The organism is Mycobacterium sp. PO1, assembly GCF_017312405.1.
Taxonomy (GTDB): domain Bacteria; phylum Actinomycetota; class Actinomycetes; order Mycobacteriales; family Mycobacteriaceae; genus Mycobacterium.
This window is the reverse complement of the sequence record NZ_BLTG01000016.1, coordinates 45912-70824: the sequence shown is the minus strand read 5'-3', so window position 1 is coordinate 70824 and position 24913 is coordinate 45912. Positions and strand designations below refer to the sequence as shown.

At 67.4% G+C, this 24913-nt stretch carries 25 protein-coding genes; 9 read left to right on the top strand and 16 right to left on the bottom strand.

Going from position 1 to position 24913, the window contains the following annotated elements; translation table 11 throughout:
- Positions 1-34: 34 nt before the first annotated feature.
- Together J3476_RS06950 and J3476_RS06945 are read right to left on the bottom strand one after the other, a co-directional pair.
- Positions 35-346 carry a YrhK family protein gene (locus J3476_RS06950; protein ID WP_207065758.1) on the bottom strand — a complete coding sequence of 104 codons (312 nt, stop codon included), beginning with the start codon at positions 344-346 and terminating at the stop codon, positions 35-37.
- A gap of 120 nt (positions 347-466) precedes the next feature.
- On the bottom strand, positions 467-1939 hold the full coding sequence (locus J3476_RS06945) for a carboxyl transferase domain-containing protein (RefSeq protein ID WP_207065757.1): 1473 nt from the start codon (positions 1937-1939) through the stop codon (positions 467-469).
- 25 nt (positions 1940-1964) lie between these two features.
- Between J3476_RS06945 and J3476_RS06940 the strand changes: the two genes are divergently transcribed.
- The 6 genes from J3476_RS06940 to J3476_RS06915 are packed head-to-tail and all read left to right on the top strand — an operon-like array spanning position 1965 to position 8590.
- The gene (locus J3476_RS06940) at positions 1965-2699 is read left to right on the top strand and encodes an enoyl-CoA hydratase (RefSeq protein ID WP_207065756.1); all 735 of its coding nucleotides are present in this window, start codon (positions 1965-1967) and stop codon (positions 2697-2699) included.
- Between the two features lie 2 nt (positions 2700-2701).
- Complete coding sequence (locus J3476_RS06935; protein ID WP_207065806.1) at positions 2702-3808, top strand: MBL fold metallo-hydrolase; 1107 nt, start codon at positions 2702-2704, stop codon at positions 3806-3808.
- A 28-nt stretch (positions 3809-3836) separates the two neighbouring features.
- On the top strand, positions 3837-5462 hold the full coding sequence (locus J3476_RS06930) for a serine hydrolase (protein ID WP_207065755.1): 1626 nt from the start codon (positions 3837-3839) through the stop codon (positions 5460-5462).
- On the top strand, positions 5459-7846 hold the full coding sequence (locus J3476_RS06925) for an HAD-IC family P-type ATPase (RefSeq protein ID WP_207065754.1): 2388 nt from the start codon (positions 5459-5461) through the stop codon (positions 7844-7846). The genes J3476_RS06930 and J3476_RS06925 overlap by 4 nt, the downstream gene beginning before the upstream one ends.
- A gap of 10 nt (positions 7847-7856) precedes the next feature.
- Positions 7857-8135, top strand: coding sequence for an antitoxin (locus J3476_RS06920; RefSeq protein ID WP_207065753.1), 279 nt, complete (start codon positions 7857-7859; stop codon positions 8133-8135).
- A 14-nt stretch (positions 8136-8149) separates the two neighbouring features.
- Entirely contained in the window at positions 8150-8590 is a 441-nt protein-coding gene (locus tag J3476_RS06915; protein ID WP_207065752.1) for an SRPBCC family protein, read from the top strand.
- A 75-nt stretch (positions 8591-8665) separates the two neighbouring features.
- Here J3476_RS06915 and J3476_RS06910 read toward each other — a convergent pair whose 3' ends face one another.
- From J3476_RS06910 to J3476_RS06865, 11 genes are all read right to left on the bottom strand, one after another.
- Positions 8666-9328: an NAD(P)H-binding protein gene (locus J3476_RS06910; protein ID WP_207065751.1), complete on the bottom strand. Its 663-nt coding sequence runs from the start codon at positions 9326-9328 to the stop codon at positions 8666-8668.
- Positions 9329-9331: 3 nt separating this feature from the next.
- Positions 9332-9901: an isomerase gene (locus J3476_RS06905; protein ID WP_207065750.1), complete on the bottom strand. Its 570-nt coding sequence runs from the start codon at positions 9899-9901 to the stop codon at positions 9332-9334.
- Positions 9898-10956: a dihydrodipicolinate reductase gene (locus tag J3476_RS06900; protein ID WP_207065749.1), complete on the bottom strand. Its 1059-nt coding sequence runs from the start codon at positions 10954-10956 to the stop codon at positions 9898-9900. Before J3476_RS06900 ends, J3476_RS06905 begins: the two co-directional genes overlap by 4 nt.
- A 13-nt stretch (positions 10957-10969) precedes the next feature.
- Positions 10970-12208, bottom strand: coding sequence for a cytochrome P450 (locus J3476_RS06895; protein ID WP_207065748.1), 1239 nt, complete (start codon positions 12206-12208; stop codon positions 10970-10972).
- Positions 12209-12210: 2 nt separating this feature from the next.
- A complete protein-coding gene (locus J3476_RS06890; RefSeq protein ID WP_207065747.1) occupies positions 12211-12657 on the bottom strand; it encodes a hypothetical protein in 447 nt (148 codons plus the stop codon).
- A 22-nt stretch (positions 12658-12679) separates the two neighbouring features.
- Complete coding sequence (locus tag J3476_RS06885; RefSeq protein WP_207065746.1) at positions 12680-13390, bottom strand: hypothetical protein; 711 nt, start codon at positions 13388-13390, stop codon at positions 12680-12682.
- On the bottom strand, positions 13375-13506 hold the full coding sequence (locus tag J3476_RS27855) for a hypothetical protein (protein WP_286182701.1): 132 nt from the start codon (positions 13504-13506) through the stop codon (positions 13375-13377). Before J3476_RS27855 ends, J3476_RS06885 begins: the two co-directional genes overlap by 16 nt.
- A gap of 15 nt (positions 13507-13521) precedes the next feature.
- Complete coding sequence (locus J3476_RS06880) at positions 13522-14316, bottom strand: AAA family ATPase (protein WP_207065805.1); 795 nt, start codon at positions 14314-14316, stop codon at positions 13522-13524.
- 29 nt (positions 14317-14345) lie between these two features.
- A complete protein-coding gene (locus J3476_RS06875) occupies positions 14346-15878 on the bottom strand; it encodes a nitric oxide reductase activation protein NorD (protein ID WP_207065745.1) in 1533 nt (510 codons plus the stop codon).
- A gap of 223 nt (positions 15879-16101) precedes the next feature.
- Positions 16102-16833, bottom strand: coding sequence for a hypothetical protein (locus J3476_RS06870; protein WP_207065744.1), 732 nt, complete (start codon positions 16831-16833; stop codon positions 16102-16104).
- Positions 16834-16873: 40 nt separating this feature from the next.
- Positions 16874-17476 carry a TetR family transcriptional regulator gene (locus tag J3476_RS06865; protein WP_207065804.1) on the bottom strand — a complete coding sequence of 201 codons (603 nt, stop codon included), beginning with the start codon at positions 17474-17476 and terminating at the stop codon, positions 16874-16876.
- Between the two features lie 76 nt (positions 17477-17552).
- On the opposite strand from J3476_RS06865, the gene J3476_RS27850 reads away from it, so the two are divergent.
- From J3476_RS27850 to J3476_RS06855, 3 genes are all read left to right on the top strand, one after another.
- Complete coding sequence (locus J3476_RS27850) at positions 17553-17684, top strand: hypothetical protein (protein WP_286182690.1); 132 nt, start codon at positions 17553-17555, stop codon at positions 17682-17684.
- 320 nt (positions 17685-18004) lie between these two features.
- The gene (locus J3476_RS06860; RefSeq protein ID WP_207065743.1) at positions 18005-20215 is read left to right on the top strand and encodes a molybdopterin-dependent oxidoreductase; all 2211 of its coding nucleotides are present in this window, start codon (positions 18005-18007) and stop codon (positions 20213-20215) included.
- 83 nt (positions 20216-20298) lie between these two features.
- Positions 20299-20745 carry a hypothetical protein gene (locus J3476_RS06855; RefSeq protein WP_207065742.1) on the top strand — a complete coding sequence of 149 codons (447 nt, stop codon included), beginning with the start codon at positions 20299-20301 and terminating at the stop codon, positions 20743-20745.
- An 18-nt stretch (positions 20746-20763) separates the two neighbouring features.
- Here the strand turns inward: J3476_RS06855 and J3476_RS06850 are convergent, their stop codons facing one another.
- The 3 genes from J3476_RS06850 to J3476_RS06840 all read right to left on the bottom strand — a co-directional run bounded on the left by J3476_RS06850 (position 20764) and on the right by J3476_RS06840 (position 24912).
- The gene (locus tag J3476_RS06850; RefSeq protein ID WP_286182688.1) at positions 20764-22542 is read right to left on the bottom strand and encodes a bifunctional diguanylate cyclase/phosphodiesterase; all 1779 of its coding nucleotides are present in this window, start codon (positions 22540-22542) and stop codon (positions 20764-20766) included.
- Positions 22543-22636: 94 nt separating this feature from the next.
- A complete protein-coding gene (locus J3476_RS06845) occupies positions 22637-24130 on the bottom strand; it encodes a long-chain fatty acid--CoA ligase (RefSeq protein WP_207065740.1) in 1494 nt (497 codons plus the stop codon).
- On the bottom strand, positions 24127-24912 hold the full coding sequence (locus J3476_RS06840; RefSeq protein WP_207065739.1) for an SDR family NAD(P)-dependent oxidoreductase: 786 nt from the start codon (positions 24910-24912) through the stop codon (positions 24127-24129). Before J3476_RS06840 ends, J3476_RS06845 begins: the two co-directional genes overlap by 4 nt.
- Position 24913: the final 1 nt, after the last annotated feature.

Below are 24913 nucleotides of genomic sequence, written 5' to 3'. Positions count from 1 at the left end.
GCCGGATACCGGCGCCGGGCGCTGCCACCGCCGGTCAACTGTCCTGTCCGCCCCCGTGACGGCGTCGCTTCTTCTCGATACGCACGAGCAGTTCCCCGACCGACCCGAGCAGCATCCCGGAGCTGCCGAACACGAACAGCCAGACTCCGAGCGTCTTTGTACTCTCCCAGAAGAACAGGACGCTGCCGACGACGAACAGCGTGTTGCCGAACAGCCCCAAGCCCAGATGAACCCAGGGAAAATCACTGAGCACAGCGCCGAACCCGCGTCGCTCGGTGCGTGTGGTGGGCTGCTGCTCGGCTCCCGCTGACCCGGTCGGTGGGCGCCCATCGATCGTCTCGCGCATGTGATGTCACCTCACAGTGGACTAGGCGGCTTTCGCAGCCCGTACCCGCCACTGCGGGGATCCACGCGTGGTTCGTGCGTCCGGTGTGGTGGGGCCACCTCGCGACCAGGCCGACATCACTCAGGGCAGGCCGATGCGGCGGTAACGCTGCAGGCGGGCAGCCAGGCGCTGCTCGGCGGGCACCGAACGCAACCGGTGCAACTCGACGGCGATGGTCGCCGACAGCCGCGCAGTGAACGCCTTGGGCTCGTCGGCCGCGTCGGGATGCTCGGGCACGATCGCGTCCACGATGCCGTCGCGCAGCAGATCGGCCGAGCGGATGCCCTGCGCGCCGGCCAACTGCGGGGCGTGTTCGAGGTCGCGGTAGACGATCGCGCTGGCCCCCTCGGGCGGCAGCGGTGCCAGCCACCCGTGCAGCGCGGCCAGCACCCGGTCGGCGGGCACCATCGCCAGTGCGGGTCCGCCGCTACCCTGCCCGAGCAGGACCGACACCGTCGGGGTGTCCAGCGTGACGAGCTCGGCGAGACAGTGCGCGATCTCACCGGCCAGCCCGCCCTGTTCGGCCTCGGTCGACAGCGCAGGCCCGGCGGTGTCGATGACCAGGACCAGTGGCAGCCGCAGCCCCGCCGCCAGCGCCATGCCGCGACGGGCCTCGCGCAGTGCAGCCGGCCCGACGACGCCGCCGACCACCCGTTGCTGGCCGACGACGACGGCCGGCTGGCCGCCGAAGCGTGCCAGCGCCAACAGCGTGGTCGCGGCCTCTCCTGATCCGGTGCCCGACAGCAGCACGCGGTCGGTGGCCCCGTGCCGCAGCAGATGGCTGATGCCGGGCCGGTCGGGGCGGCGCGACGCCTCCACCGACTCCCAGGCCGGGATGTCGGGCAGTGGCTCGGGGTGCGGCAGCTCGGGTGGTTCGCCCGGAGGATCCGACACCACCGTGAGCGCGCGATCGAGGGTGGCACGCAGGGTGGCCAGCGGCAGCACCGCATCGACCACGCCGTGGCGCTGCAGGTTCTCCGCGGTCTGCACTCCCGTCGGGAACGGTTCACCGTAGAGGTGCTCGTAGACCCGGGGGCCGAGGAAGCCGATCAACGCGCCGGGCTCGGCCGCGGTGACGTGACCCAGGGAACCCCAGGAGGCGAACACCCCACCGGTGGTGGGGTGCCGCAGGTAGACGAGGTAGGGCAGGTGGGCCTGTTTGTGCAGTTCGACGGCAGCGGCGATCTTGACCATCTGTAGAAAGGCGACGGTGCCCTCCTGCATACGAGTGCCCCTGGAGCTCGGCGACGCCAGCAGCGGCAGTCCTTCGGCGGTGGCCCGCTGCACGGCCGAGACGATGCGTTCGGCCGCGGCCACCCCGATCGACCCGGCCAGGAAGTCGAATTCGCAGGCCACGAGCGCCACCCGGCGTCCGAACACCCGGCCTTCGCCGGTCACCACGGCTTCGTCTAGCCCGGTGCGGGCGGCGGCGCCATCCAGTTCTTCGCGATAGGACTGCGACATCGGGATGGCCAGCGCCGGGGCGTCCCAGCTGACGAACGACCCGTCGTCGAACAGCGCGTCGCGCAGTTCCAGGGCACCGATCCGGCTCACAGGAAAAGGCTAATAGTGTGGGGACATGATTTCAGTGACCCGTGACGGCCACGTGATGACCCTGGAGATGCAGCGTCCCGAACGGCGCAACGCGCTCAACGCCGAGTTGGTCGACGGCCTGCGGAACGCGATCGAGAAGGCCGCCGCCGAGGACATCCGGGCGGTCGTCCTGACCGGCGGCGGCCACGTCTTCAGTTCCGGAGCGGACCTGTCCGGCGGTCAGGGGGTGGCCGATGAGCTGCCCGACAAGGCGCGCGCGCTGAACCTCGCCATCGACTCCGCGCCGATCCCGGTCATCGGCGCGGTCAACGGCCCCGCGATCGGCGCCGGCGTCATCCTGTCGATGATCTGCGATCTCCGCGTCGTGGCACCCGAGGCGTACTTCCAGTTCCCCGTCGCCAAGTACGGCATCGCCCTGGACAACTGGAGCATCCGGCGGTTGACGTCGCTGGTCGGCGCCGGGCGGGCCCGCGGCATGCTGCTGGCCGCTGAGCGGCTCACCGCCGACGCGGCGTTGCAGACCGGGATGGCCAACCGCATCGGCACCCTCGCCGACGCGCAGGCGTGGGCGCAGGAGATCGCCGGGTACGCGCCGCTGGCCTTGCAGCACGCCAAACGTGTCCTCAACGACGACGGCGCCTACGAGGATCCGTGGCCGGCGCACCAGGAGCTGTTCGACCGAGCCTGGGCCAGCCAGGACATCATCGAAGCCCAGGTCGCCCGCATCGAGAAGCGTCCGCCGAACTTCCGGGGAGCATGACGGTGCTGGGGTCGGCGCTGCGCTTCGGTTTCGGCACCGTGTCGCTGTTCGCCGGCGGTTGGGTGATGCGCGCGTTGCAGGGCACACCCGCCTCGTTGGGCGCCGGACCGGCCGAGATCACGCCGGTGGCGCGCCACTCGCCGAACTTTCGCGACGGCAAGTTCGTCAACCTGGAGCCCCCCTCGGAGACGACCGGTGAGGTGCAGCGCGCACTGATCCGTGACCTGGCCAACGCGGGGTCACACGGCAAACCGCCGAAACCGATCCCGCTGGCCGAACCGCCGACTGCCGAGATCGTCCCCGCCGCGGCCGCCGCGACCTGGTTCGGACACTCCAGCGTGCTGATCGAGGTCGACGGTTACCGGGTGCTGGCCGACCCGATATGGAGCGAGCGCTGCTCACCGTCACGCGCGGTAGGCCCGCAGCGGATGCACGAGGTGCCCGTGCCGCTGGAGGCGCTGCCGGCGGTCGACGCGGTGGTGATCAGCCACGACCACTACGACCACCTGGACATCGACACGGTGATCGCGCTTGCCCGCACGCAGCGCGCGCCGTTCGTCGTGCCGCTCGGAATCGGTGCCCACCTGCGCAAATGGGGTATCCCCGAAAGCCGGATCGTCGAACTGGACTGGAACGATTCTCACCGGATCGCCGACCTGACACTGGTGTGCACCCCCGCCCGGCACTTCTCCGGGCGGCTGTTCACGCGGGACACCACACTGTGGGCGTCTTGGGTGATCACCGGCCCGACCAACAAGGCCTTCTTCGGGGGCGACACCGGCTACACGAAGAGTTTCGCCGAGATCGGAGCCGAGTTCGGGCCGTTCGACCTGACGCTGCTGCCCATCGGCGCCTACCACCCGGCCTTCTCCGACATCCACATGAATCCCGAGGAGGCGGTGCGCGCCCATCTCGACCTCGGGGAGCGCGACCGCAGCCTGATGGTGCCGATCCACTGGGCGACGTTCCGGTTGGCGCCGCACCGGTGGGGCGAACCGGCGGATCGCCTGCTCGGCGCTTCCCAGACCGAACAGGTCCGGATCGCGGTGCCCATCCCGGGCGGCCGGGTCGACCCAGAGTCGGAATTCGATCCGTGGTGGCAGATGTAGGGCGCGGCGACGCGCTACCGTTTCGACCATGAGATCCCCGGCGCGCCTCGTCGCGTTCGCAGTGTCGGTGTCGTTGCTGGGCGGCTGCGCCGCCACGGACTCCGGTGATTCCACGACGTCCGCGTCGGCGCCCGAGTCGGCTCCGTCGGGTCAGGCCGCGGCTCCGACCACGTCCGCGGTGCCACCGCCGCTGATGCCGGCGATGCCGCTGCCGGCGAACGCCGTCGCCGACGCGGTGGGCGCCCTCGACGGCATGGCTGAGGACCTGATGACGAAGTCCGGCATCCCAGGGATGGCGGTCGCCGTGGTACATGACGGAAAAACGGTGTACGCCAAAGGTTTCGGGGTCAAGAACAACGAGTTGCCGAACGATGGGGACAACCGTGTCGACGCCGACACGGTGTTCCAGATCGCGTCGGTGTCGAAGTCGGTGAGCGCCACCGTGGTGGCTCAGCAGATCGGCAAGAACGATCTGGACTGGGATACGCCGGTGGTGTCGAAGTTGCCCTGGTTCGCGCTCTCGGATCCCTCTGTCACCCAGATGGTCACCGTCGGCGACATGTTCTCGCACCGGTCGGGGCTGCCCGACCACGCCGGTGACCAGCTCGAGGAACTTGGTTACGACCGTCGCAATGTGCTCGAGAGGTTGCGGCAACTGCCCCTCGACCCGTTCCGCATCTCCTACGCCTACACCAACTTCGGGCTGACAGCCGGTGCAGAGGCGGTCGCCGCCAGCGCGAGCACACCGTGGGAGCAACTCACCGAGGAGGCCCTGCTGCGTCCCCTCGGGATGACGGCCACCAGCTACGAATTCAGTGACTGGGTGGCCCGGCCCAACCGGGCCGTCGGCCACATCCATCTCGACGGCGGCTACACCCCGCGCTACGTGCGCGACGCGCAGCAACAGTCCCCGGCCGGCGGGGCCAGCTCGTCGGTCAACGACCTGACCAAATGGCTGGCGATGGTGCTGGCCGACGGGCAGCACGACGGCAAGCAGCTGATCGATCCGGAGGCGCTGCTGCCGGCGATCACCCCCCAGGTGGTGTCGTCGCGGGGCGACGAGCCCGCGGCTCGGTCGGGTTTCTACGGGTACGGCTTCAACGTCGGCACGACGTCGGGTGCGCGCACCGAGCTGAGTCACTCCGGTGCCTTCGAACTCGGTGCCAACTCGAACTTCGTCATCCTGCCCTCGGCTGACGTCGGGATCGTGGTGCTGACCAACGCCACCCCGATCGGCGTGCCCGAGGCGTTGACCGCGTCGTTCGCCGACCTCGTGCAGTTCGGTGACGTGCGGCAGGACTGGTTCGCGCTGTACTCCGGGCTCTACAAGCAGATGGAGAAACCCGAGGGCGAGCTCGCCGGCAAGCAGCGTCCCGCTGATCCGAAACCGCCGGCGCCACTGGCGTCCTACGCCGGCACGTACCGAAATGACTTCTGGGGTCCGGCGACGGTCACCCAACGGGACGGCAGGCTCGAGCTCACGCTCGGCCCCAAGGGCGTGTACGAGTTGAAGCCCTGGGACGGCGATGTCTTCGTGTTCGACATCAGCAGCGAGAACGCGCCGCCGGGGACGGTGTCGCGGGCGACGTTCGACGGACCCCTGCTGACACTGGAGTATTTCGACGACGACGACAACGGAGTGTTCGTGAAGTGACCCTGTCGCTGGCCGGCGGGCTGTCCGACGACGAGGTCGCCGCACGGGTCGCCCAGGGGAAGACCAACGACGTGCCGACCCGGGCGGCGCGCAGCGTCTCGGAGATCGTCCGCGGCAACGTGTTCACCCGCATCAACGCGATTCTGGGTGTGCTGCTGATCATCGTGTTGTCCACCGGCTCGGTGATCAACGGTGCGTTCGGACTGCTCATCATCGCCAACAGCGCCATCGGCATCATCCAGGAGCTGCGCGCCAAACAGACCCTGGACCGGTTGGCCATCGTCGGGCAGGCCAAACCGCTGGTGCGCCGGCGATCCGGAACCCAGCCACGACTTCCCAGCGAGGTGGTGCTCGACGACGTCATCGAGCTCGGCCCCGGTGACCAGATCGTCGTGGACGGCGAGATCCTCGAGGAGGCCAACCTCGAGGTCGACGAATCTCTGCTGACCGGGGAAGCCGATCCGATCCCCAAGGATGCCGGCGATGCGGTGATGTCGGGCAGTTTCGTCGTCGCCGGAACCGGCGCCTACCGCGCCACCAAGGTGGGTAGGGAAGCGTACGCCGCGAAGCTCGCCGAGGAGGCCAGCAAGTTCACGCTGGTGCGCTCCGAGCTGCGCAGCGGCATCAACAAGATCCTGAAGTTCATCACCTACCTGCTGATCCCGGCGGGGCTGCTGACCATCTACACCCAGTTGTTCACCACCGATGCGGGCTGGCAGCAGTCCGTGCTCCGGATGGTCGGGGCGCTGGTGCCGATGGTGCCCGAAGGGCTGGTGCTGATGACCTCGATCGCTTTCGCGGTCGGTGTGGTGCGGCTGGGCCGACGGCAATGCCTGGTCAACGAGCTGCCGGCCATCGAAGGGCTTGCCCGTGTCGACGTGGTGTGCGCGGACAAGACCGGCACGCTGACCGAGAACGGCATGCGGGTCAGCGATGTCGAGAAGATCGGCAGCGATGGCGTCGCCGACGTCCTGGCGCAGTTGGCCGCCGACGATCCCCGGCCGAACGCCAGCATCGCCGCCATCGCAGAGGCCTACCGGATGCCGCCGGGCTGGACGGCCACCGCCAGCGCCCCGTTCAAATCGGCGACCAAGTGGAGTGGGGCCTCCTACGGCGAGCACGGCAACTGGGTGATCGGAGCACCCGACGTGCTGCTCGACCCCGGGTCGGCGGCGGCCGCCGAGGCGGAGCGGATCGGTGCGCAGGGTCTGCGGGTGCTGCTGCTCGGGTCCTCGGATATGCCGGTCGACCACCCCGGCGCCCCCGGCACGGTGACACCGGCGGCGCTGGTGGTTCTCGAGCAGCGTGTGCGGCCCGACGCGCGCGACACACTGGATTTCTTCGCCGCGCAGAAGGTTTCGATCAAGGTGATCTCCGGGGACAACGCGGTATCGGTCGGGGCGGTGGCCGGCTCGCTGGGGCTGCACGGTGACTGCATGGACGCCCGCCACCTGCCCGAGGAGCCGGCCGCGTTGGCCGATGAGCTGGAGTCGCACACCACGTTCGGGCGCGTACGGCCCGACCAGAAACGCGCGATGGTGCACGCCCTGCAGTCGCGTGGCCACACGGTGGCGATGACCGGCGACGGCGTCAACGACGTGCTGGCGCTCAAGGACGCCGACATCGGCGTGGCAATGGGTTCGGGCAGTTCGGCGTCGCGGGCGGTCGCGCAGATCGTCCTGCTGGACAACAGGTTCGCCACGCTTCCCTATGTCGTCGCCGAGGGGCGGCGGGTGATCGGCAACATCGAACGCGTGTCGAATCTGTTCCTGACCAAGACGGTGTACTCGGTGCTGCTCGCGATCCTGGTCGGGCTCGCGGGCCTGTCGGCCAAGCTGTTCGGCTCCGACCCGCTGCTGTTCCCGTTCCAGCCGATCCACGTCACCATCGCGGCGTGGTTCACCATCGGCATCCCCGCCTTCATCCTCTCGCTGGCCCCCAACAACGAACGCGCCCGGCCCGGCTTCGTCCGGCGGGTGATGACCGCCGCGTTGCCTTCCGGGCTGGCCGTCGGTGCCGCGACGTTCACGTCGTACCTGCTGGCCTACGAGGGGCGCGCGGCCACCGAGACCGAGCAGACACAGGCGTCGACGGCGGCGCTGATCACGCTGCTGGTCGCGGCGCTGTGGGTGCTGGCGGTGGTGGCGCGGCCCTACGAATGGTGGCGGATCGCGCTGGTGGCGGGATCAGGCCTGGCGTATGTGGTCATCTTCTCGATCCCGGCGGCCCGCGAGCTGTTCATCCTCGACCCGTCGAATGTGGCGATCACGTCGACCGCGCTGGGCATCGGTCTGTTGGGCGCGATCGCCGTGGAGGTGATCTGGTGGGTCCAGGGCGCGGTGCTGGGGGAACAACGCCGGTTGTGGCGGGTCCGCCAGCGGTAGGGTTGGCACCATGGGATTTCTGGACAAGGCGAAGGATCTTCTCGCCAAGAACTCCGACAAAGTGGACAGCGCGATCGACAAGGCGGGCGATCTTGTCGACAAAAGGACGCAGGGCAAGTACGCCTCGCAGGTGAACAAGGTGCAGGACGCGGCCAAGAAGGCGGTCGCCGACAACGCCGCGCAGGGTCAGGTGCCGCCCGACCAGCACTCCGGTCAAGAGCCGCCTGCCTCGCCGCCACCGGCTGCGCCCCGCAAGCAGGACCCGCCGACGGCCCCGCCGACGTCCTAGGCACAATTCGTCGCATGGCAAAACTGTCGGTTTCCGTCGACGTGCCGATGCCTCCTGAGCAGGCGTGGGAGAGCGCGTCGGATCTGTCCCGGTACAGGGAGTGGCTGTCCATCCACCGGGTGTGGCGGTCGACGTTGCCCGAGACGATCGAGAAGGGCACCAAGCTCGACTCGATCGTCGAGGTGAAGGGCATGCCGAACCGGGTGAGCTGGACGGTGGTGCACTACCGTCCGCCGGAGTCGATGACGCTCAACGGCGATGGTAAGGGCGGCGTCAAGGTCAAGCTGATGGGCAAGATCAAGCCGAGCGAGGAGGGCTCGACGGTGACGTTCGACGTGCACCTCGGCGGCCCGGCGTTGTTCGGCCCGATCGGGATGGTGGTCGCCGGGGCGCTCAAGGGCGACATCCAGGAGTCGTTGAACCGCTTCAAGGCGGTCTTCGCCCCCTCCACCTGAAGGCCCGCCGGACGGCGCTTCTTGACGGCCCCGCCAGATGACTCAGCCTGACGGCCCTGACCGATTGACAGCGGCCTAGCCACCCAGCCCGGCGACGGCGTCGGTGATGCCGGTGTCCCCGGAGATGACATCGAATGTCAGGCCGGCCGTCTGCGGGGCGTCGAGCACGGCGACCAGCACTGAGGCGACGTCGGCGCGCGGGATGCTGCCGTACCCGGTGTCCGTTCCCGCGGCAACCCTGCCCGTGGCCGGGTCGTCGGTGAGACGGCCGGGTCGCACGATGGTGGACTGCAGCCCTGCCCGCGCCCGGATGTTGTCGTCGGCGGCGCCCTTGGCCCGCAGGTAGGTGACGAACACCTCGTCGCCGGCGTCGTCGGGCGCTGCGGCGTCAGCGGCCATCGCGGAGACCATCACGTAGCGGCGAACCCCGGCGGCTTCGGCGGCGTCGGCCAGCAGCACGGCCGCGTCGTGGTCGACGGTCTGTTTGCGCGCCGCTCCACTCCCCGGCCCGGCGCCGGCGGCGAAGATGACGGCATCGGCGCCGGTCAGGTGTCCGGCGACCTCGTCGGCACTGCTGCTCTCCAGGTCCACCACGATCGGTTCGGCGCCGGCCTGCTGTAGGTCGGCGGCGTGGTCGGGGTTGCGGATGAAGCCGGCGACCGAGTCGCCGCGGTCGGCCAGGAGTCTCTCGGTGAGCACCGCGATCTTGCCGTGTCCACCGGCGATGACGACCCGCATGAGCTACCTCCTTCGGCGCCGCCCGATGAGCCGACTGAACTCGATCGTCGAGCGACGCACCGATTCGAATTCCAGGGATACCGCCAACGTGTCTACCATCGCGAACGGCAGCGTGGTGACGACGGCGCCCCGGCCGTACTCGAGGTGCCAGGAACCGGGGTGGATGGTCAGACCGCGCGCGTGTCCGCGCTGCAGGCAGGTGTGGCCGCCGGGCAGCACCGCAGGCAGGGGCTCGATGTCCTCGGACTCGAGGTCGTAGGAGTCGATCCGGCCGGCGAGCAGGAACTTGTGGATGTCCACGTGCTTGTAGCGGCCGGAAAAGCCTTGTGTACCAGTCGGAGAGCCGAATATCACCAAGTACTCGCGGGTGCTGAAGTACAGGAACCGCACCTTGCCGAGGACTCCGCCGGCTTTGCTGCCCACCCAGCGTCCCGGCGCCGGGTCGATCACGTCGGGGTACTGCTCGGCGAGCAGTTCCACGGTTCGGGGTATCAGCTCGCGGCTGCCGAGCTGCAGGCCGGCGGCGTCCTCGACCACCTTCTGCAGCACATCGGGGTCGAAGCGGTGACTCACGTGCGCACCAGGCCCTGCGGCTTGACCAGTCCGAGGTCGAAGTGGGTGAGCCAGCCTGCCGGCGCATCGCACACGTCGGGAATCGCATTGATGGCACCCATCGCGGTCCAGGGGTAACCAGGGTGGGCCATCGTGCCGTCGGGTTGCCGCACCCCCTGCATCGTCAGCTCGGTGGGCGGGTCACCGTCGATGACGACCCGGTACCGGGTGTCGCCCCAATCCCAGGCCGGTTCCAGCAGGTCGGGACCGCCGGTGACGTAGATCGCGTGGAAGACGATCAGCGGCCGCCCGTCCACCCATGCGGTCCACTCGTGGCGCTGAGCGGCGACCGTTCCGCGGGCGATCGCTCCCTCGGCGTGCGCGATGTCCGCCACCGCCACCGCGACGTCGACCTCGGCCGCGGTGACGTCGTCGATCGTGACTCCGAGCCCGTCGGCCAGCATGTGCATCGACTGGGCGAAGAACGGCAGGCCGAGCCCCAGAATCGTCGGTTCGCTCAGGAAGGCGTCCTTGTCCTTGCCGAAACCCATCCAGTCGATGTGGTCCAGCGGGGCGTCCTTCAGCACCTCGACCACCTCGTAGACGTGGATGGTGTCGATCCTGCTCATGACCCGGGCGAGGGTGAGCGGCAGGACGTCTCCCGCGTACCCCGGATGGATCCCGCCGCCGTGAAACGAGGCGCCGCCTTCGCTACACGCCGCGCGGATCTGGTCGCCGGCGGCGCGGAAGTCCTCGGTGGGATGGAAGAACCCGGCGGTGGTGACGACGTTCTTGCCGGAGCGAAGTAGCCGGCACACCGTCTCGACGTCCATGATGATCGGGGTGTAGAACACGCAGTCGGCGTCGGTGGCGACCACCGCGTCCACGTCATCGGTGGCGATCACGCCGATCGGTTCGATCCCCGCGATCTCGCCGGCGTCCTTGCCGACCTTGTCCTTGCTGTGGACCAGGACGCCGACGAGCTCGAACGTCGAGCAGTCGGCGAAATGCCGGATGCCGGCCTGGCCGACGTCTCCGGTCATCCACTGGATCACGCGGTAGGTCTTGTCCGACATTGCTTCCCTGTCTCTATTCGACGCCACAGACGCTACGGCGTGGTGGCGTGAAAACGACCGGAATCGAACGGAACCCGCGGGTGATCGAGTTCCCGTGGAATTCGGGTGCGGAGCCGGGCTGCAGGGCGAAGTCCGGTATCCGGTGCAGGACCCGTTCCACCCCGACCTGGAATTCCAGGCGGGCCAGGTTGGAGCCGAGACATCGGTGCACGCCCGCGCCGAATCCGAGGTGTCGGTTGTCGTGACGGTCGAGGATGCAGCGGTCGGCTCCGGGAAAAACGCTCTCGTCGCGGTTGGCGGCGGCGAAGTTCACCACCACCGTCTCGCCGCGACGGAAGGTGTGGCCGTTGACCTCGACGTCCTTGACGACGGTTCGATGCAGGCCGTGGATCGAACCGGCGTAGCGGATCATCTCCTCCACCGCGCGGGGCGCCAGGTCGGGTTCGGCGATCATCCGATCGCGCTCCCCGGGGTGGGTGGCCAGATGGTGGAAGGCGAAAGACATGGCGTTGGCCGTGGTCTCGAGTCCGGCCTGCACGAGGAGCATCGCGTTTCCGACGACATCGACGTGCGCGAGCCTTTCGCCGTCGATCTCGCCGCGCAGCAGTACGTCGATCATGTCGTCGCCGGCGGGCTCGCGGGAGCGCGTCGTGACGAGCGCGTCGACACGTTGATAGAGGCCGGCCCAGGCCGCCATCCGTTCTCGTTCCGCCGTACCGTTGAGCGCGGTGTCGGTCAGCTCGAAACAGACTCCGATCTCCTCGGTGGGTATCCCGATCAGGTACTTGAACAGCACTATCCCCGGCTGACGCCAGGCGACGTGAGCCAGATCGCCGGCGCCATCGGCAATGAAACCGTCGATGAGCAAGTCGGTTTCGGCGGCGATCTGGGACCGCAGCGCCTTCATCCGCGCGGGGGAGAAGTACGGGTTGAGGATCTTGCGCAACTGTTGCTGCCGCGGCGGGTCCACCATGACCACCAGATCGCCGACGACGTGGTCGGCCGAACCGGCGGCCGGATTGCTGGAGAAGTGTTCCCAGTCTTGGGCGATCCGCAGGCAGTCGGCGTATCGCGTCGCCACCCAGGCGCCGCCGGGGACGTCGCTGAGGAAGGGGGTGTCGGTGTGGGCGAACGGGCAGCGTTCCCGCATCACCGCGTAGACGTCGTACAGCAGGTCCGGGGCATTCGGATCGTTGAAGTCCTCGTGCCGCAGATCCCAGTTCTGCGCGTGGTGCTCAGCTGATCGCGCCATCGCTATGGCTGGTCTGGTGTTGTTGGCCGCGCTTCGCGCTCGGTGGCTGCTTGTCGCGCTTCGCGCTCTTCATGAATGCGAACCAACTCACGAAATCCGATGCGGTGGTACTTCGGCACAGGCTGGATCCCCCACTCGTCCCGGGCGGTGTCCTTGCCTTCGGCGCCTTCCGGCGGGCCGAAGGCCGGATAGGGGACCTGGCATTCGAGGGTGTCGTCGGAGTACCTGACCTTGAGCAACTCGCTGCAGATCTCGGTGAGGCTCAGCGTGGGGTACCCGTAATAGACGGCCATGAACGGCAGCGTGAACGCTCCCTCGATGACGAGCGCGACAAGACAGACCAGCACGGCGCGCTTGATGTAGCGGTGCATGCGCGCGTAGTACGGCGTGGTCCCGGGAGGCAGGTCCTCGGACTTGGCCTCGGCGTCGGTCTCGGGAGTGGTGGTCACAAACGTGCTCCTTGAATGAGGCTCAGTCCGAGAAGATCTCGCGGTTGACCGTGTGCAGATAGGGGATCGCGAGGAAGGGGGTGATGTAGAAGATGTCGTAGAGCCACCAGCCGATGACGGGGAACACGACGCCGGCGAACCGGACATCGGCGTACATGGTCATGTTGAACACATAGACGCACCAGATCAGCACGCCCATCCAGCAGGTGATGATCATCCACTGGTGTCCCCACCGCTTCATCTGGAGGAAGCCGATCGCGGCTGCACAGCGCATCGCGAAGACCGTGACGATCATCCCGAACACCATCGACTTCTCGCCGGGCCCCGCGGCTCCGCCGACCCACAGTTCGTTGTAGTGCCAGAAGTAGCCGGCGTCGAACATGTTGCCCCAGCCCACCATCAGGACGCGGTTGATCAGCGTGTGGTTGGCGACGAGATCCAGAGCCCAGCCCAGACTGTTCAACATGCCGTCGATCAGCACCAGGTAGCCGATCAACGTGACGATCATGGGGCGCACGGACAGCCCCGCTCGCAACGCCTGGCGCTGCAGCCACACCCCGCGCATGAAGATCGGAAAGCCGATCAGTCCCGGTGCCCACATACCCATCAGTGCCGCGCCGGTGATCATCCACTTGTCTGCCCGGCGCTGCGCCAGCCTGGACTGTTCGTGATGCTGCTCGATGCCGCCCGCCGGGACCGGCGGTGCGGTCACGGGTTTCACAAGTCCCACCATCCTCTGGCGAAGGACATGTACAGCTGGATGCAGAACATCGTGAACAGATAGCCGTAGATGACGATCTGCAGGATGATCAAAGCCTTCTTGCGCTTGCGTTCCTTCTGGTCCACCATGTGTCGTTCCCCTCCCTAGCGGGCTGTGTTCGTGGCGTCGGCCAGGCTGGCGGCGGTGATCTCGCGAAGACCGTCGGCGATGGCACCGTCGCCCGACAACGGCGCCAGGATGCACGCTTCGGCGGCATCGAGTTCCGCGGCACCCGCTGCGATCATGTGCGCCGCGGTGACGAGAACCCGGGTCGACGGGGGCTCGAAATGGAATGCTTCGTCGGCGGTGCGAATAGCGTTGGCGCACCGCACCAACCGATCGGCCGTCGCCACGTCGACACCTGTCTCGGTCGCGACGACAGCAGCCTCCTGGTCGGGTGGCAGATACCTCATCGGTAGCGTGACGAAGCGTTGGCGGAACGACGGTTTGAGTTCCTTGAGCGAGCTGCGGTACGCCGGGTTGTAGGAACAGACCAGCATGAAGGTCTCGGGCGCCGCCACCACCTCGTCGGCCCGGTCCAGATAAAGGGTTCGGCGATGGTCGGTGAGCGAATGCAGCACTGCCAGAGAGTCATGCCGGGCTTCGACGACTTCGTCGAGGTAGCAGATGGCGCCGGCTTTGACCGCCCTGGTCAGGGGTCCGTCGCTCCACGCCACATCCCCACCGGTCACCATGAACCGTCCGACCAGATCGGCGCTGGTCAGGTCGTCGTGGCAGCTGATCGTCACCACGGGTCGGCCCAGCTGCGCCCCCATGTGCTCGACCAATCGCGTCTTGCCGCAGCCGGTGGGGCCGGTGAGCATCACCGGCAGCCGGCGCTGGAATGCGCGTTGGAACAGTCGGACTTCGTCACCGTTGGCCCGGTATCGATCGGTCATCTGGTCCTCGGGCAAGTGCTCATGTGTGGTCACGTCGACACCAACTCCCGATGCACGTGCGCGAGCACGCGGGGTAGGTCCTCGATTCGCCGAATGCGTTGGGAACAAAGAGGTCCGAAGACTTCGGGAAGCGGGTCTACCGTGACGGGGCCGACTCCGACGTAGTACATCGAGACGCCTGCATCGTGGGCCTCCTGCACGGCGTGCGCCGCGTCGGCCCAGGCGTAGCGGCCCTCGTAGCCTTCGTCGGAGATCAGGCCGTCCCCGATCACGATGATCAGCCGCCGCTCGGACGGCTGGTCGAGCAGTCTGCTCGTGAGGTGGCGCAGTGGAGCGCCGAGCCGGGTATACCCGCCAGTCGACAGTCCGAGCTCACCAGGGGGGACGAACCCTCGGTCCGCGAAGTCTTTGAGACAGCTGATCTCGACACGGTGGCGGGTGTTGCCGGTGAAGGTGAAGATGCCGTGTCGTTCGCGCGCCAGGGTCATCGCCCGCGACAGAGCATCCGCGCACGCCAGCTCCAGCTTGAAGATTCGGCCGCCGTGCACGCCCAGAGAAGAGCTGCCATCGAGAAGGAGCGCGGTGGTGACGTCACGGCTCGCCGGTCGTAGGTCCCGGAATATTCGCGGTTCGATCGCCTCGCCGGTGGCCACGTCGATGAAGTGAGCGACATACTGGTCGACGTCGAGGTCCGAGCCGTCCTCGAGACGGCTGTGCATCGCACGGTGGGTGTGCTTCTCGAACCATCGCCTGATGTCGGGTGCGACGGTCCCGGGCGGACGAGTGCCGCCGGAGCGCGGCAGTTCCAGGACCGCGACATGGTCGGACATGAAGCGCTCGGCCCACGCATTCCACTCCGGATAGGGGATGCCGGGACGGTGGTCGGGGGTGATGTCCAGGTCGTTGTCGTGCGGTCTGCTGGGCGGTGGGAGGTTCGGGTTACGTACCCCGCCGTCACCACCCGCCGGCACGGAATGTGCCCGCGGAAGCCTCTTCTGTGCGGTGGTCCAGGGCAGTCGGCCGAACGTTCGCCGTATCTTGTCGGTGAGGCCCTGGGCCGATGTCAACGCCAGCGGAAGTCTGCCGAGCAATGGGTCCGGGTCGGGGACCGGTCCGGCTTGTGCCCTCTCGACCGCGCGGTTGAACATCGCGGTAGCGTCCATGTCCGCGGGTAGAGGTTGTAGGCCGGGGATCATCCGCTCGATCTCAGGCAGCAGCCCCGGCCAGTTCGCGGTGATCCAGCCCAGTGCGGCGCCGGCTTCGACGAGCGTGAGGGCCCGTAATTCGCGGGCGGACAGCTCGTTGAGGCGGTATCCGGCGACAGCCTCTTTCGACGGCGAACACTGCAGCGCCACGCCACATGTCATGGTTCTGCGGGTCCAGTCCCGGACCGTCGGTGGATGGGGCACGTAGACGAGGTCGAGCGAGGCGTTGACGCCGAAGCGGCGATGCTGTCCGGTTACCAGGTTCACACCGGAGCGGCGGCCTCCGCTCAGCGCCACGGCGGTCAGGGCACAGCTACGCTCCATCGCCATGGCGGCGGCATCGGTCAGCTCGGACATGTTGACGGCAGGAGGTTTCAGAATGTGCCGAGGTTGGAGAACATCCAGTACCAGAACCAGATGATGAGGCCGGTACCGCCCCACGCGGCTACGTAGCGCAGGATCTCCCAGACCCAATCCATCGTCAGTCCTCCTTGGCGTGGACGCGTCCCGCCCGAGCCCTCGTCGTGCTCCCTTTTGTAGTTTGATTGCTGACCAAAGTCAATGAGTCAAGTCATTGAGTTCAGTCGGAGAAGACCTCGCGGTTGACCGAATGCAGGTAGGGGATGGCGAGGAAAGGTGTGATGTAGAAGATGTCGTAGAGCCACCACCCCACCACAGGCAGGACGACACCGGCGAAGCGGACGTCGGCGTACATGGTCATGTTGAACACGTACAGGCACCAGATCAGCACACCCATCCAGCAGGTGATGATCATCCACTGGTGTCCCCATCGCTTCATCTGCAGGAAGCCGATGGCGGCCGCGATGCGCATCGTGAAGACGGTGAGGATCATCCCCACTTCCATTGCCTTCTCTGCGGGGGCCGCGGCGCCACCGATCCACAACTCGTTGTAGTGCCAGAAGTACCCGGCATCGAACATGTTGCCCCAGCCGTTCAACAGAACTCGGGCCAATATCGTGTGATTGGCGACCAGGTCGAGCGCCCAGCCGACCGTGTTGATCGCTGCGTCGATGATGACGAGATAGCCGATGAGCGTGACCAGCATCGGCCGCACCGTCAGCCCGTCGCGCTGGGCTTTGCGCTGAAGCCACACTCCGCGCAGGAACAGCGGTAGCCCGAAGATCCCCAACGCGGCCGTCCCGATGAGGAGACTTCCGGAGATCAACCACTTGTCCGCCTGGCGCTGCGCACGCTGTGAGGCCTCGAGGTGTTCGTCCAGGCCGCTGGTGGAGAGGCGATGCGGTGCATCGTTGTCGCCACGCCGACTTTCGCGGGCCGTGGGAAGGTTCATGCAAGCTGACTATAGTCAGCAAAAGTGGGGAGTCAATCGGCTACTTCGTGCCGATGCCGCGCAGACTCGTGAGTAGGTAGTCGTCGATCATGGCGCTCTGTTCGGGCCAGTTGTGCGTGGTGGTGAGCAGCGCATACAGCCCGAGCAGGAAGAACACGGCACTGTTGAACGGATCGACGTCCCCGTCGACATCGCCCAGTTTCCGGGCACGTTCGATCGCCCGGGCGACCTCGACGATCACGGGATGTTGGTTCTCGGCATCGGTCTGGGGGCGGGTCTGAGAGAAGTGCAGGGCAAGAAAGTCTTTGAACAGGACCCCGCCGAGTCGTCGCTCCAAACCCGCGATCAAGCGGATGGCCTCGCCGAATGTCTGTGCAAGATCGTGATTGTCGGCGGCGAAACGCGCGAGTTGTTTGGCGATGCGTTCCTCTTCGCGGCGTTCCAGTTCCAGCAGGACATGTTCTTTGGTCGGAAAGTGGAAGAAGAACGTTCCGTGCGCGACACCGGCCGCAGCCACGATCGCACCCACGTCGGCCGCGGCGATTCCTGATCTCTTGAATTCCGCCACCGCGGCACCCATCAGGCGTTCGCGGGTCTGGAGTCGCTTGGTCTCTCGAGCTGAAGGCTTGTCCGACACGGCCATCCGTAGACAATAACCGCCCTCTTGCGGCGTCGGGGACATCCGATCAACGTTGACTCGAGTCAGGACTGCGCGTCAGATGAATTCCGCCCGACGAACAGGATCCCAGGCGTTGGCGTTCCTGCGGAGGGTAGTGCAGTTCTCCACCGGCATCACGGCGACCGGCGACCTCGACGCGTTCATCGCGGTGAGACCTGATTGCGTCGCCTGAACCGCCCTCGGCGAGACCCGCCGGATGGAGGCGCTTGAGTCACCGAGGCCGGCTGTGTGTCCAGCGCCGGATGAACGGAATCGACTGGGTGTGCCGCGGCCCGGACGCCCGATCGGACTGGAGGGGATCCCGCCGCCGGCACTGATCGGCGGCCCGATCGGAGCTGGAGGGGATCCCGCCGCCGGCAATGATCCGCGGCCTGATCTGGTGGATGCCCGCCCCGGTTCAGCCGGAACACCCTCCGCGGCGCTGAGCGGTCGCTTAGCATGGTTCGGCGATGGCGATGAAGCCACGCCTCAGCCCCTGGAAGTGCGGACTCAATGCCACAAACAACGACCCACCCGGGTATCTGCCGCATCTGTTCGGCTCACTGCGGTGTCCTGGCCACCGTGACCGACGGGCGGTTGACCAAGGTCGCAGGCGACCCGGACAACCCCATGTTCCAGGGCTACACCTGCGCAAAGGGCCGGGCGCTGCCGGAAATTCACAACGATCCGAAACGGCTCCTGCACAGCCGGAAACGCCAGACCGACGGCACCTACGCGCGGATCGGGTCTGAGCAGGCCATGGAGGAGATTGCGGAGAAACTTCGGGAAATCCTCGCTGCCCACGGCCCGCGGTCGGTGGCGATGTATCTGGGCACCAACGGCCTGCCCTATCCCGCGTCGGCGTTGATGGGTAACGCGTTCATGCGCGGCATCGGGTCGCCGATGTTCTTCACGGCCAACACGATCGACCAACCAGGTAAACAGATCGCCTTGGCCGCCCACGGCCACTGGCTGGGCGGCGACGTCGACTTCCACGAAGCCGACAGCTGGCTGCTGATCGGTACGAACCCGCTGGTGTCCAAGGCCATCGGCATCCCGGGTCAGAATCCGTCCCGGAACCTCAGAGCGGCCACCGCACGCGGCATGAAGCTGATCGTCATCGATCCGCGTCGATCTCAGACAGCCGCCCGCGCCGCGATCCATCTGCAGCCACGACCCGGTGAAGACGCGACGATCCTTGCTGGTCTGATCAACATCATCATCGGCAACGGCTGGCACGACGCCGCCTTCGTCGACGAGAACGTGGCAGGTTTCGAAGACCTGGCCCGCGCAGTTTCCGACTTCACGCCGGACTACGTGGCCGAACGGGCGGACATTCCGCTGGAGCAACTTCTGGCAGCGGCAGAACTCTTCGCGACCTACGGCACGAAGCGCGGGATGGTCAACGCCGGCACCGGGGCGAACTTCGCGATGCACGGAAACCTGGTCGAGTACCTGTGCCTGTGCCTGACGACCATCTGCGGACGTTGGCAACGGGCCGGTGAGAAGGTGACCCGCCCGAATGCGTTGTTGCCCGCGTTCACCGCCAAAGCGCAGGCGCACCCTCCGTACGAGGGGTGGGGCTACGGCGAGAAGTTGCGCGTACGCGGCCTGACCGACGCCGTGTGCGGGATGCCGACCGCCGCACTGGCCGACGAGATCCTGCTCGAGGGCGACGGTCAGGTCAAGGCGTTGATCTGCATCGGCGGCAATCCGATGGCGGCCTGGCCGGACCAACGCAAGACGCACCGGGCGCTACAGAGCCTCGAACTGCTGGTCACCCTCGACACGGAGATGTCACTGACGTCGCGGCTGGCCGACTACGTGATCGCCCCGATGATGCAGATGGAAACGCCCGCCATGACGATGGGCAGCGAGCTGATCAAGTACTACACCAGCGGCACCGGAATCCCTGCCGCCTACGCGCAGTACACCCCGCGTGTGGTTGACCCGCCGCCCGGCTCCGACCTGATCGAGGAATGGAAGTTCTTCCTCGGGTTGACCAAACGGATGGATCTCGAGCTGTGGTTCGTCAACTTCTTCGGCGGTGGCGGTGGCAAGTTCATGGAGTCGGCGCCGATCGTCCTACCCATGAACCGCGAGACCGAGCTGAGTACCGAGGAGCTCTTCGAGCAGATGTGTGCGACCGCGCGAATCCCGCTCGACGAGGTCCGGCGGCACCCGCACGGCGCGATCTTCGACGTCGACGCGGTGGTGCAGGAGCGTGATGCCGACACAACCGCGAGGCTCGACGTCGGGAACGCGTACATGCTGGCCGAACTGGCCGCCGTTCTCGACGAGGAGGTCGATGGCGCGAGAGCCGATTCGGCGTTTCCGTTTCGGCTCATCCCGCGTCGGCACCCCAACTTCATGAACTCCTCCGGCACTGCGCTGGCCGCCCTGAATCGGGGTAAGCCCTACAACCCGGTGTACATGCACCCCGACGCAGTGGCTGAGCTCGGCCTGCGATCCGGGTGCTCGGTCATGGTCACCTCCCGGCACGACAGCGTGCCGGCCGTGCTTGAATCCGACGACTCGGTGCGTCCCGACGTCGTGGCGATGCACCACGCCTTCGGCGGCCTGCCGGATGAGGACGACGAGTTCCGCGAGCGCGGAACCAACGTCGGCCGGTTGGTGTCCACCGAGGTCGACTACGACCCGATCACCGGTCTGCCTCGGCAGGGCAACATCGCTGTGCGTGTCGCGCCCTTGGGGCAAGGGTGAGTACCCCGAAACGAGAGCGCCGAGCGAGACGGTCGTGGCAGCATCGGGGAACACACCGGAATCTCGCTCTTTCTGGAGACAGCATGCTTCGTGACCTGGCCGCGGCTGCGCTGATGATGCTCGCAGCCGGTGCGTGTCTGCCGGCGCCGTCGGCGACCGCAGCTGACGGCGACCAACTCGTCGATGTCCAGGACGGGCGGCTGCGATGTCTGGTCAGCGCCCACTACGGCGCCGCGGGACAACCCATGGCCATCTGTGGCATGTCGAACGGAGCCCCGTTCGGGGCGTCGCCCAACTCGATCGGTAGCTCCACCCCGCTGAACCTCGCGGTCATGAACGGCACCGGACAGTCCTACTGGGCGGCCGGAACGCTTCCGGGCACCGCCGCCGACTCCATGTCTCTGGGGGTCGGCCAGACGTACACCGCCAACGGCTGGACGATCATCAACGAAGCCGGCCGGGCGCGGGTCAAGAACGACCACAGCGGTCACGGTCTGATACTGAACGTGGTGACCTGGCGGGCATTCTGAGCGTCCGGCGTGGTGTACTCAGCCGCCGAGCGCCGGCCCGGAGGCCGTGGCTTGATGTCTGATCATCTCGACCACGTCTTCACGGCTCTGCGGACGACTGAAAAGGTAACCCTGGGCCATCGTGAAGCCCATCTCGCGCAGCACCGCCGCCTGGCGGGCGGTCTCGACGCCTTCGACCACGATGGGCAGATGAAGGGCATTGGCGAGTCCCGCGACCGCCTGCAGCAGGCGCGGAGCAGACGGCGAGATGATCGACGACACGAATGAACCGTCGAGTTTGAGGAGGTCGGTCGGCAGCGTGTGCAGCCGGCTCAACGACGAGTATCCGGTGCCGAAGTCGTCGATGGCGACGCGGATTCCGTGGCGGCGTAGCTCATGCAGGGCGTTGATCGACGAGGGCCGGTCCACGTCGAGAACCGTCTCGGTGACCTCCAGCACGAGTTGGTCGGCGGGCCAGCCGGTGGCGCGCAGCGTGTCCACGACCCGGGCGGCATAGCCCCGCTTGACCAGTTCGAGGCCGGACACGTTGACGCTCAACATCAGTGGCAGGCCGGGGAACCGGCCCTGCACCCAGCAGGCGTCCAGGCACGCCCGGCGCAGCACGAACTGATCGAGGGCCGCGATCAGATCGTGGTCCTCGGCGACCCTGATCACCTCACCGGCATTCAGGTCGGGCCCCAGCGCCGGCGACCACCGCAGCAGCGCCTCGACACCCATCACGACATCAGGGTCACCAAGTCGCATCACCGGCTGGTAGCAGACCCTGATGTCTTCGGCGGCAAGCGCTTCTCTGAGCTGAACGGCAAGCGGCGGCAGCTCGGAGGACTCGAGCATCGTGCGGTTGCGTCCGGTGGACCGTGCGCGGCGAAGCGCCGCGTCGGCGCGCTCGAGAACCGGGGTGGGGGATTCACCGGCCGCCCAGGCGCTGACCCCGGCGGAGAATTCTCTGGTGCATTCCTGCCGGAGTCGCAGGGTCAGCGCGAAAGCGTCGTGCTCGGTGGTCGCCGGCAGCATCAACGCGAGTTCGCCGTCACTACGCCGTGCCAGCACGTGGCCGGGATCCAGCACACCGAGCCAGGCTGACGTCAACTGCTGCATCAACGCATCCGCGGCCCGATCGCCGAACTCCTGCTGCACCGCCGCGCGCGCGTCCACGCAGATCAGAACCACAGCCGGCCCGGTCTTCTCCCATGACGCCCTGCTGACCTCGGCGCTGAGGATCCGATCGAACCCGCGCCGGTTGGGCAGACCGGTCACCTCGTCGAGTTCTGCCTTGGCCACCACCTGCCCGAGGGCGAGGATGATCACTCCGACCGCGGCCGTGGTCGCGGCCGTGACGAGACCCGTCCACCACGGCACGGACCCGGTCACAGCCAGCGCAGTGGTCGAACACAGCATGGCGAGGCCCAGATAGAGCACCGCGGTGGGCCACGCCACGAAAAATGCCGCGCAGCCGACGAACACGTACAGCGTCGCGAAGGACACCGCCGCCGCGCCGGTCGCGAACGTGACCGAGAGCGTGATCTGCAGGATCGCGGTGACCACCAGGAGGTGAAACTGCACCAGCGTGACGCGCCGCCCGGTGAGCAGGACCGCGATCCCGATCGCCATCGCCGCCGTGGCGTTGGCGTACTGCACGACGGCGTGCTCGAACGAGGTCGGGGTCATCGCGGTGATCAGCGCCACCAGCACGCCGCCGAACACGAAACTGGACCCGGCGGTGCGCGCCCACAGCGCCGGCTGGGCAATACCGGGCCACTTCTGCGCGCGTGTGATCGCGGCCCGAACGGCCGACACCCTCCCCACCTCGAACATGTTAGCTGCGCACCCGCCGCCTGATGCGCTCTACCGGCGTTTCGGTCGGCCGCCGGTCAGATCACACGAGTTGCGCTCAGCTCAGTTGATCCCGCAGCTGACGTTTGAGCACTTTGCCGTAGCTGTTCTTGGGCAGTTCACCGACGAACGCGTAGCGTTTCGGACGCTTGAACCGGGCGATTCGCTGCAACAGCAGCGCGTCCAGGTCCTCGGGCGTGGCGTCGCCGACGATGAAGGCGACCACGACCTCGCCCCATTCCTCGTCCGGCGCGCCGACGACGCCCGCTTCGACCACGCCGGGGTGTTCGAGCAGCACCTCCTCGATCTCGCGCGGGTAGATGTTGCTGCCACCGCTGATCACCACGTCCTTGGACCGGTCCCGAAGTGTCAGCACGCCGTTGCCGTCGAAGGAGCCCAGGTCACCCGTGTGTAACCAACCGTCGCGCAGCGTCGCCAACGTCGCCGCCGGATTGTTCCAGTAGCCGGACATCACCACGTCTCCGCGGCAGACGATCTCGCCGATCTCACCGACTCCTGCCGGTGTCCCGCCCGGCCCCAGTACCGCGACGTCGACGCCGGAACGGGCGTACCCGACCGAGCCGAGCACCTCGTCGGAGGCCCACCCGGCGCCGTCGGCCTGGCCGGTGACGTGGTCGGCGCGGCGCAGGCCGGTGATCGTCATCGGCGCCTCGCCCTGACCGTAGAGCTGAACGAAGATCGGGCCGAACGCGGCCAGCGCCTTCTTGAGGCTGTCGACGTACATCGGTCCGCCCCCGTAGACGATCGTCTCGAGGTTGGCCGGCCGGGGCCGACCCGTCTGGACGAGCCGGGACACCATCGTGGGCGCCAGGAATGCGCTGCAACGGGGATGCAGGTCGCACAGGTCGAGGAACTCGTCCGGGTCGAACGCGCCGGATGCCGGCACCACCTGTCGTGCGCCGCGCAGGACGTACGGCGGCACATAGAGGCCCGAGCCGTGCGACATCGGGGCCCCGTGGATCAGGCTGGAATTCTCGTCGGGGGAGTCGAAGTCGGCCAGGTGTGACAGCGTCATCGCCATCAGGTTGCGATGGGACAGCATCGCCCCCTTCGAGCGACCCGTGGTCCCACTGGTGTAGAACAGCCAGGCCAGGTCCGCCGGATCGGTGGTGCGGGGGACGGCTGCCATGTCCGAGGTGCAACGCTCTTGGTACTCGACCGCCCCGATGGTCTCGATCGGGACCGACGTGACGTCGGACAGCGCAGACGCGATCTTGGCCGAAGCGAAAACCACTGCGGCGCCGGCATCGTCGAGAATCTGGTCCATCTCGCGCGGATGCAGCTTGTAGTTGAGCGGGACGAACACACACTCGGCCGCCCAGATCGCGAACATCAGCTCCACGATCTGCGGGCTGTTCTCGCCGGCCACCGCGATCCGGGCGCCAGGTCCCAGCTCCCGCAGTGATCCAGCCAGCCGTAATGCCCGCTCCCGCAGTGCAGACCAGGTGTGAACCTGCTGATCACCGTGGTACACCGCACCCCGGTCACCGTGGCGCGTGGCGGCCTGGTCGAGCAGCGCGAACAGGTTCACCGGGCGGACTCCCGGGGAACCCATTCGGAGGTGAGGGCGAAGTCGGACAGGTACTTCGTCGAGCTCCACCCACCGTCGACGACGATCGTCTGGCCGTTGATGAAGCTGCCGCCCTCGGAGCAGAGGAACGCCACGGTCGAGGCGATGTCCTCGACGCGGCCGAGGCGCTGGTGCGGGGTCATCTCGGTGTTGATCTTGCGGAACCGTTCGTCCTCCAGCCGGTGGGCCACCATAGGAGTGAGGGTGACGCCGGGAGCCACTGCGTTGCAGCGGATTCCGAGAGGGCCGTACTGGCAGGCGATGTGGGTGGTCAGCGCGGTGAGCCCGCCCTTGGCCGCTGAGTAGGCGCCGCCGCGCAGCCCACCGACGACTGCGAACGTCGACGTGACGTTGATGATCGCCGAGCCGGGCTGCATGTGCCCGATGACGTCGCGGGCCAGCCGGAAGGGTGCCCGCAGCATGATGCCGAGAAAATGGTCGAGCGTCTCGTCGTCGGTCTCGTGCAGCGGTTTCGGACTGCCGATGCCGGCGTTGTTGACCAGGAAGTCGATGCGGCCCCAGCGGTCCAGCGCCGCCGCCACGATGCGTTGCGGTGCGTCATCGGCGGTCAGGTCGACCGACAGCGTCGAGATCTCGCCGGCCCCGGGGTCCGCGTTCTCGAGCTCGGCCAACCGACCGGGGTCCCGGCCGGTGCCCAACACGGCCATCCCCTGCGCGGCCAGCGTTGTCGCGCAGCCGAACCCGATGCCGCTGCTGGCACCGGTGACGATCGCTACCTGCATG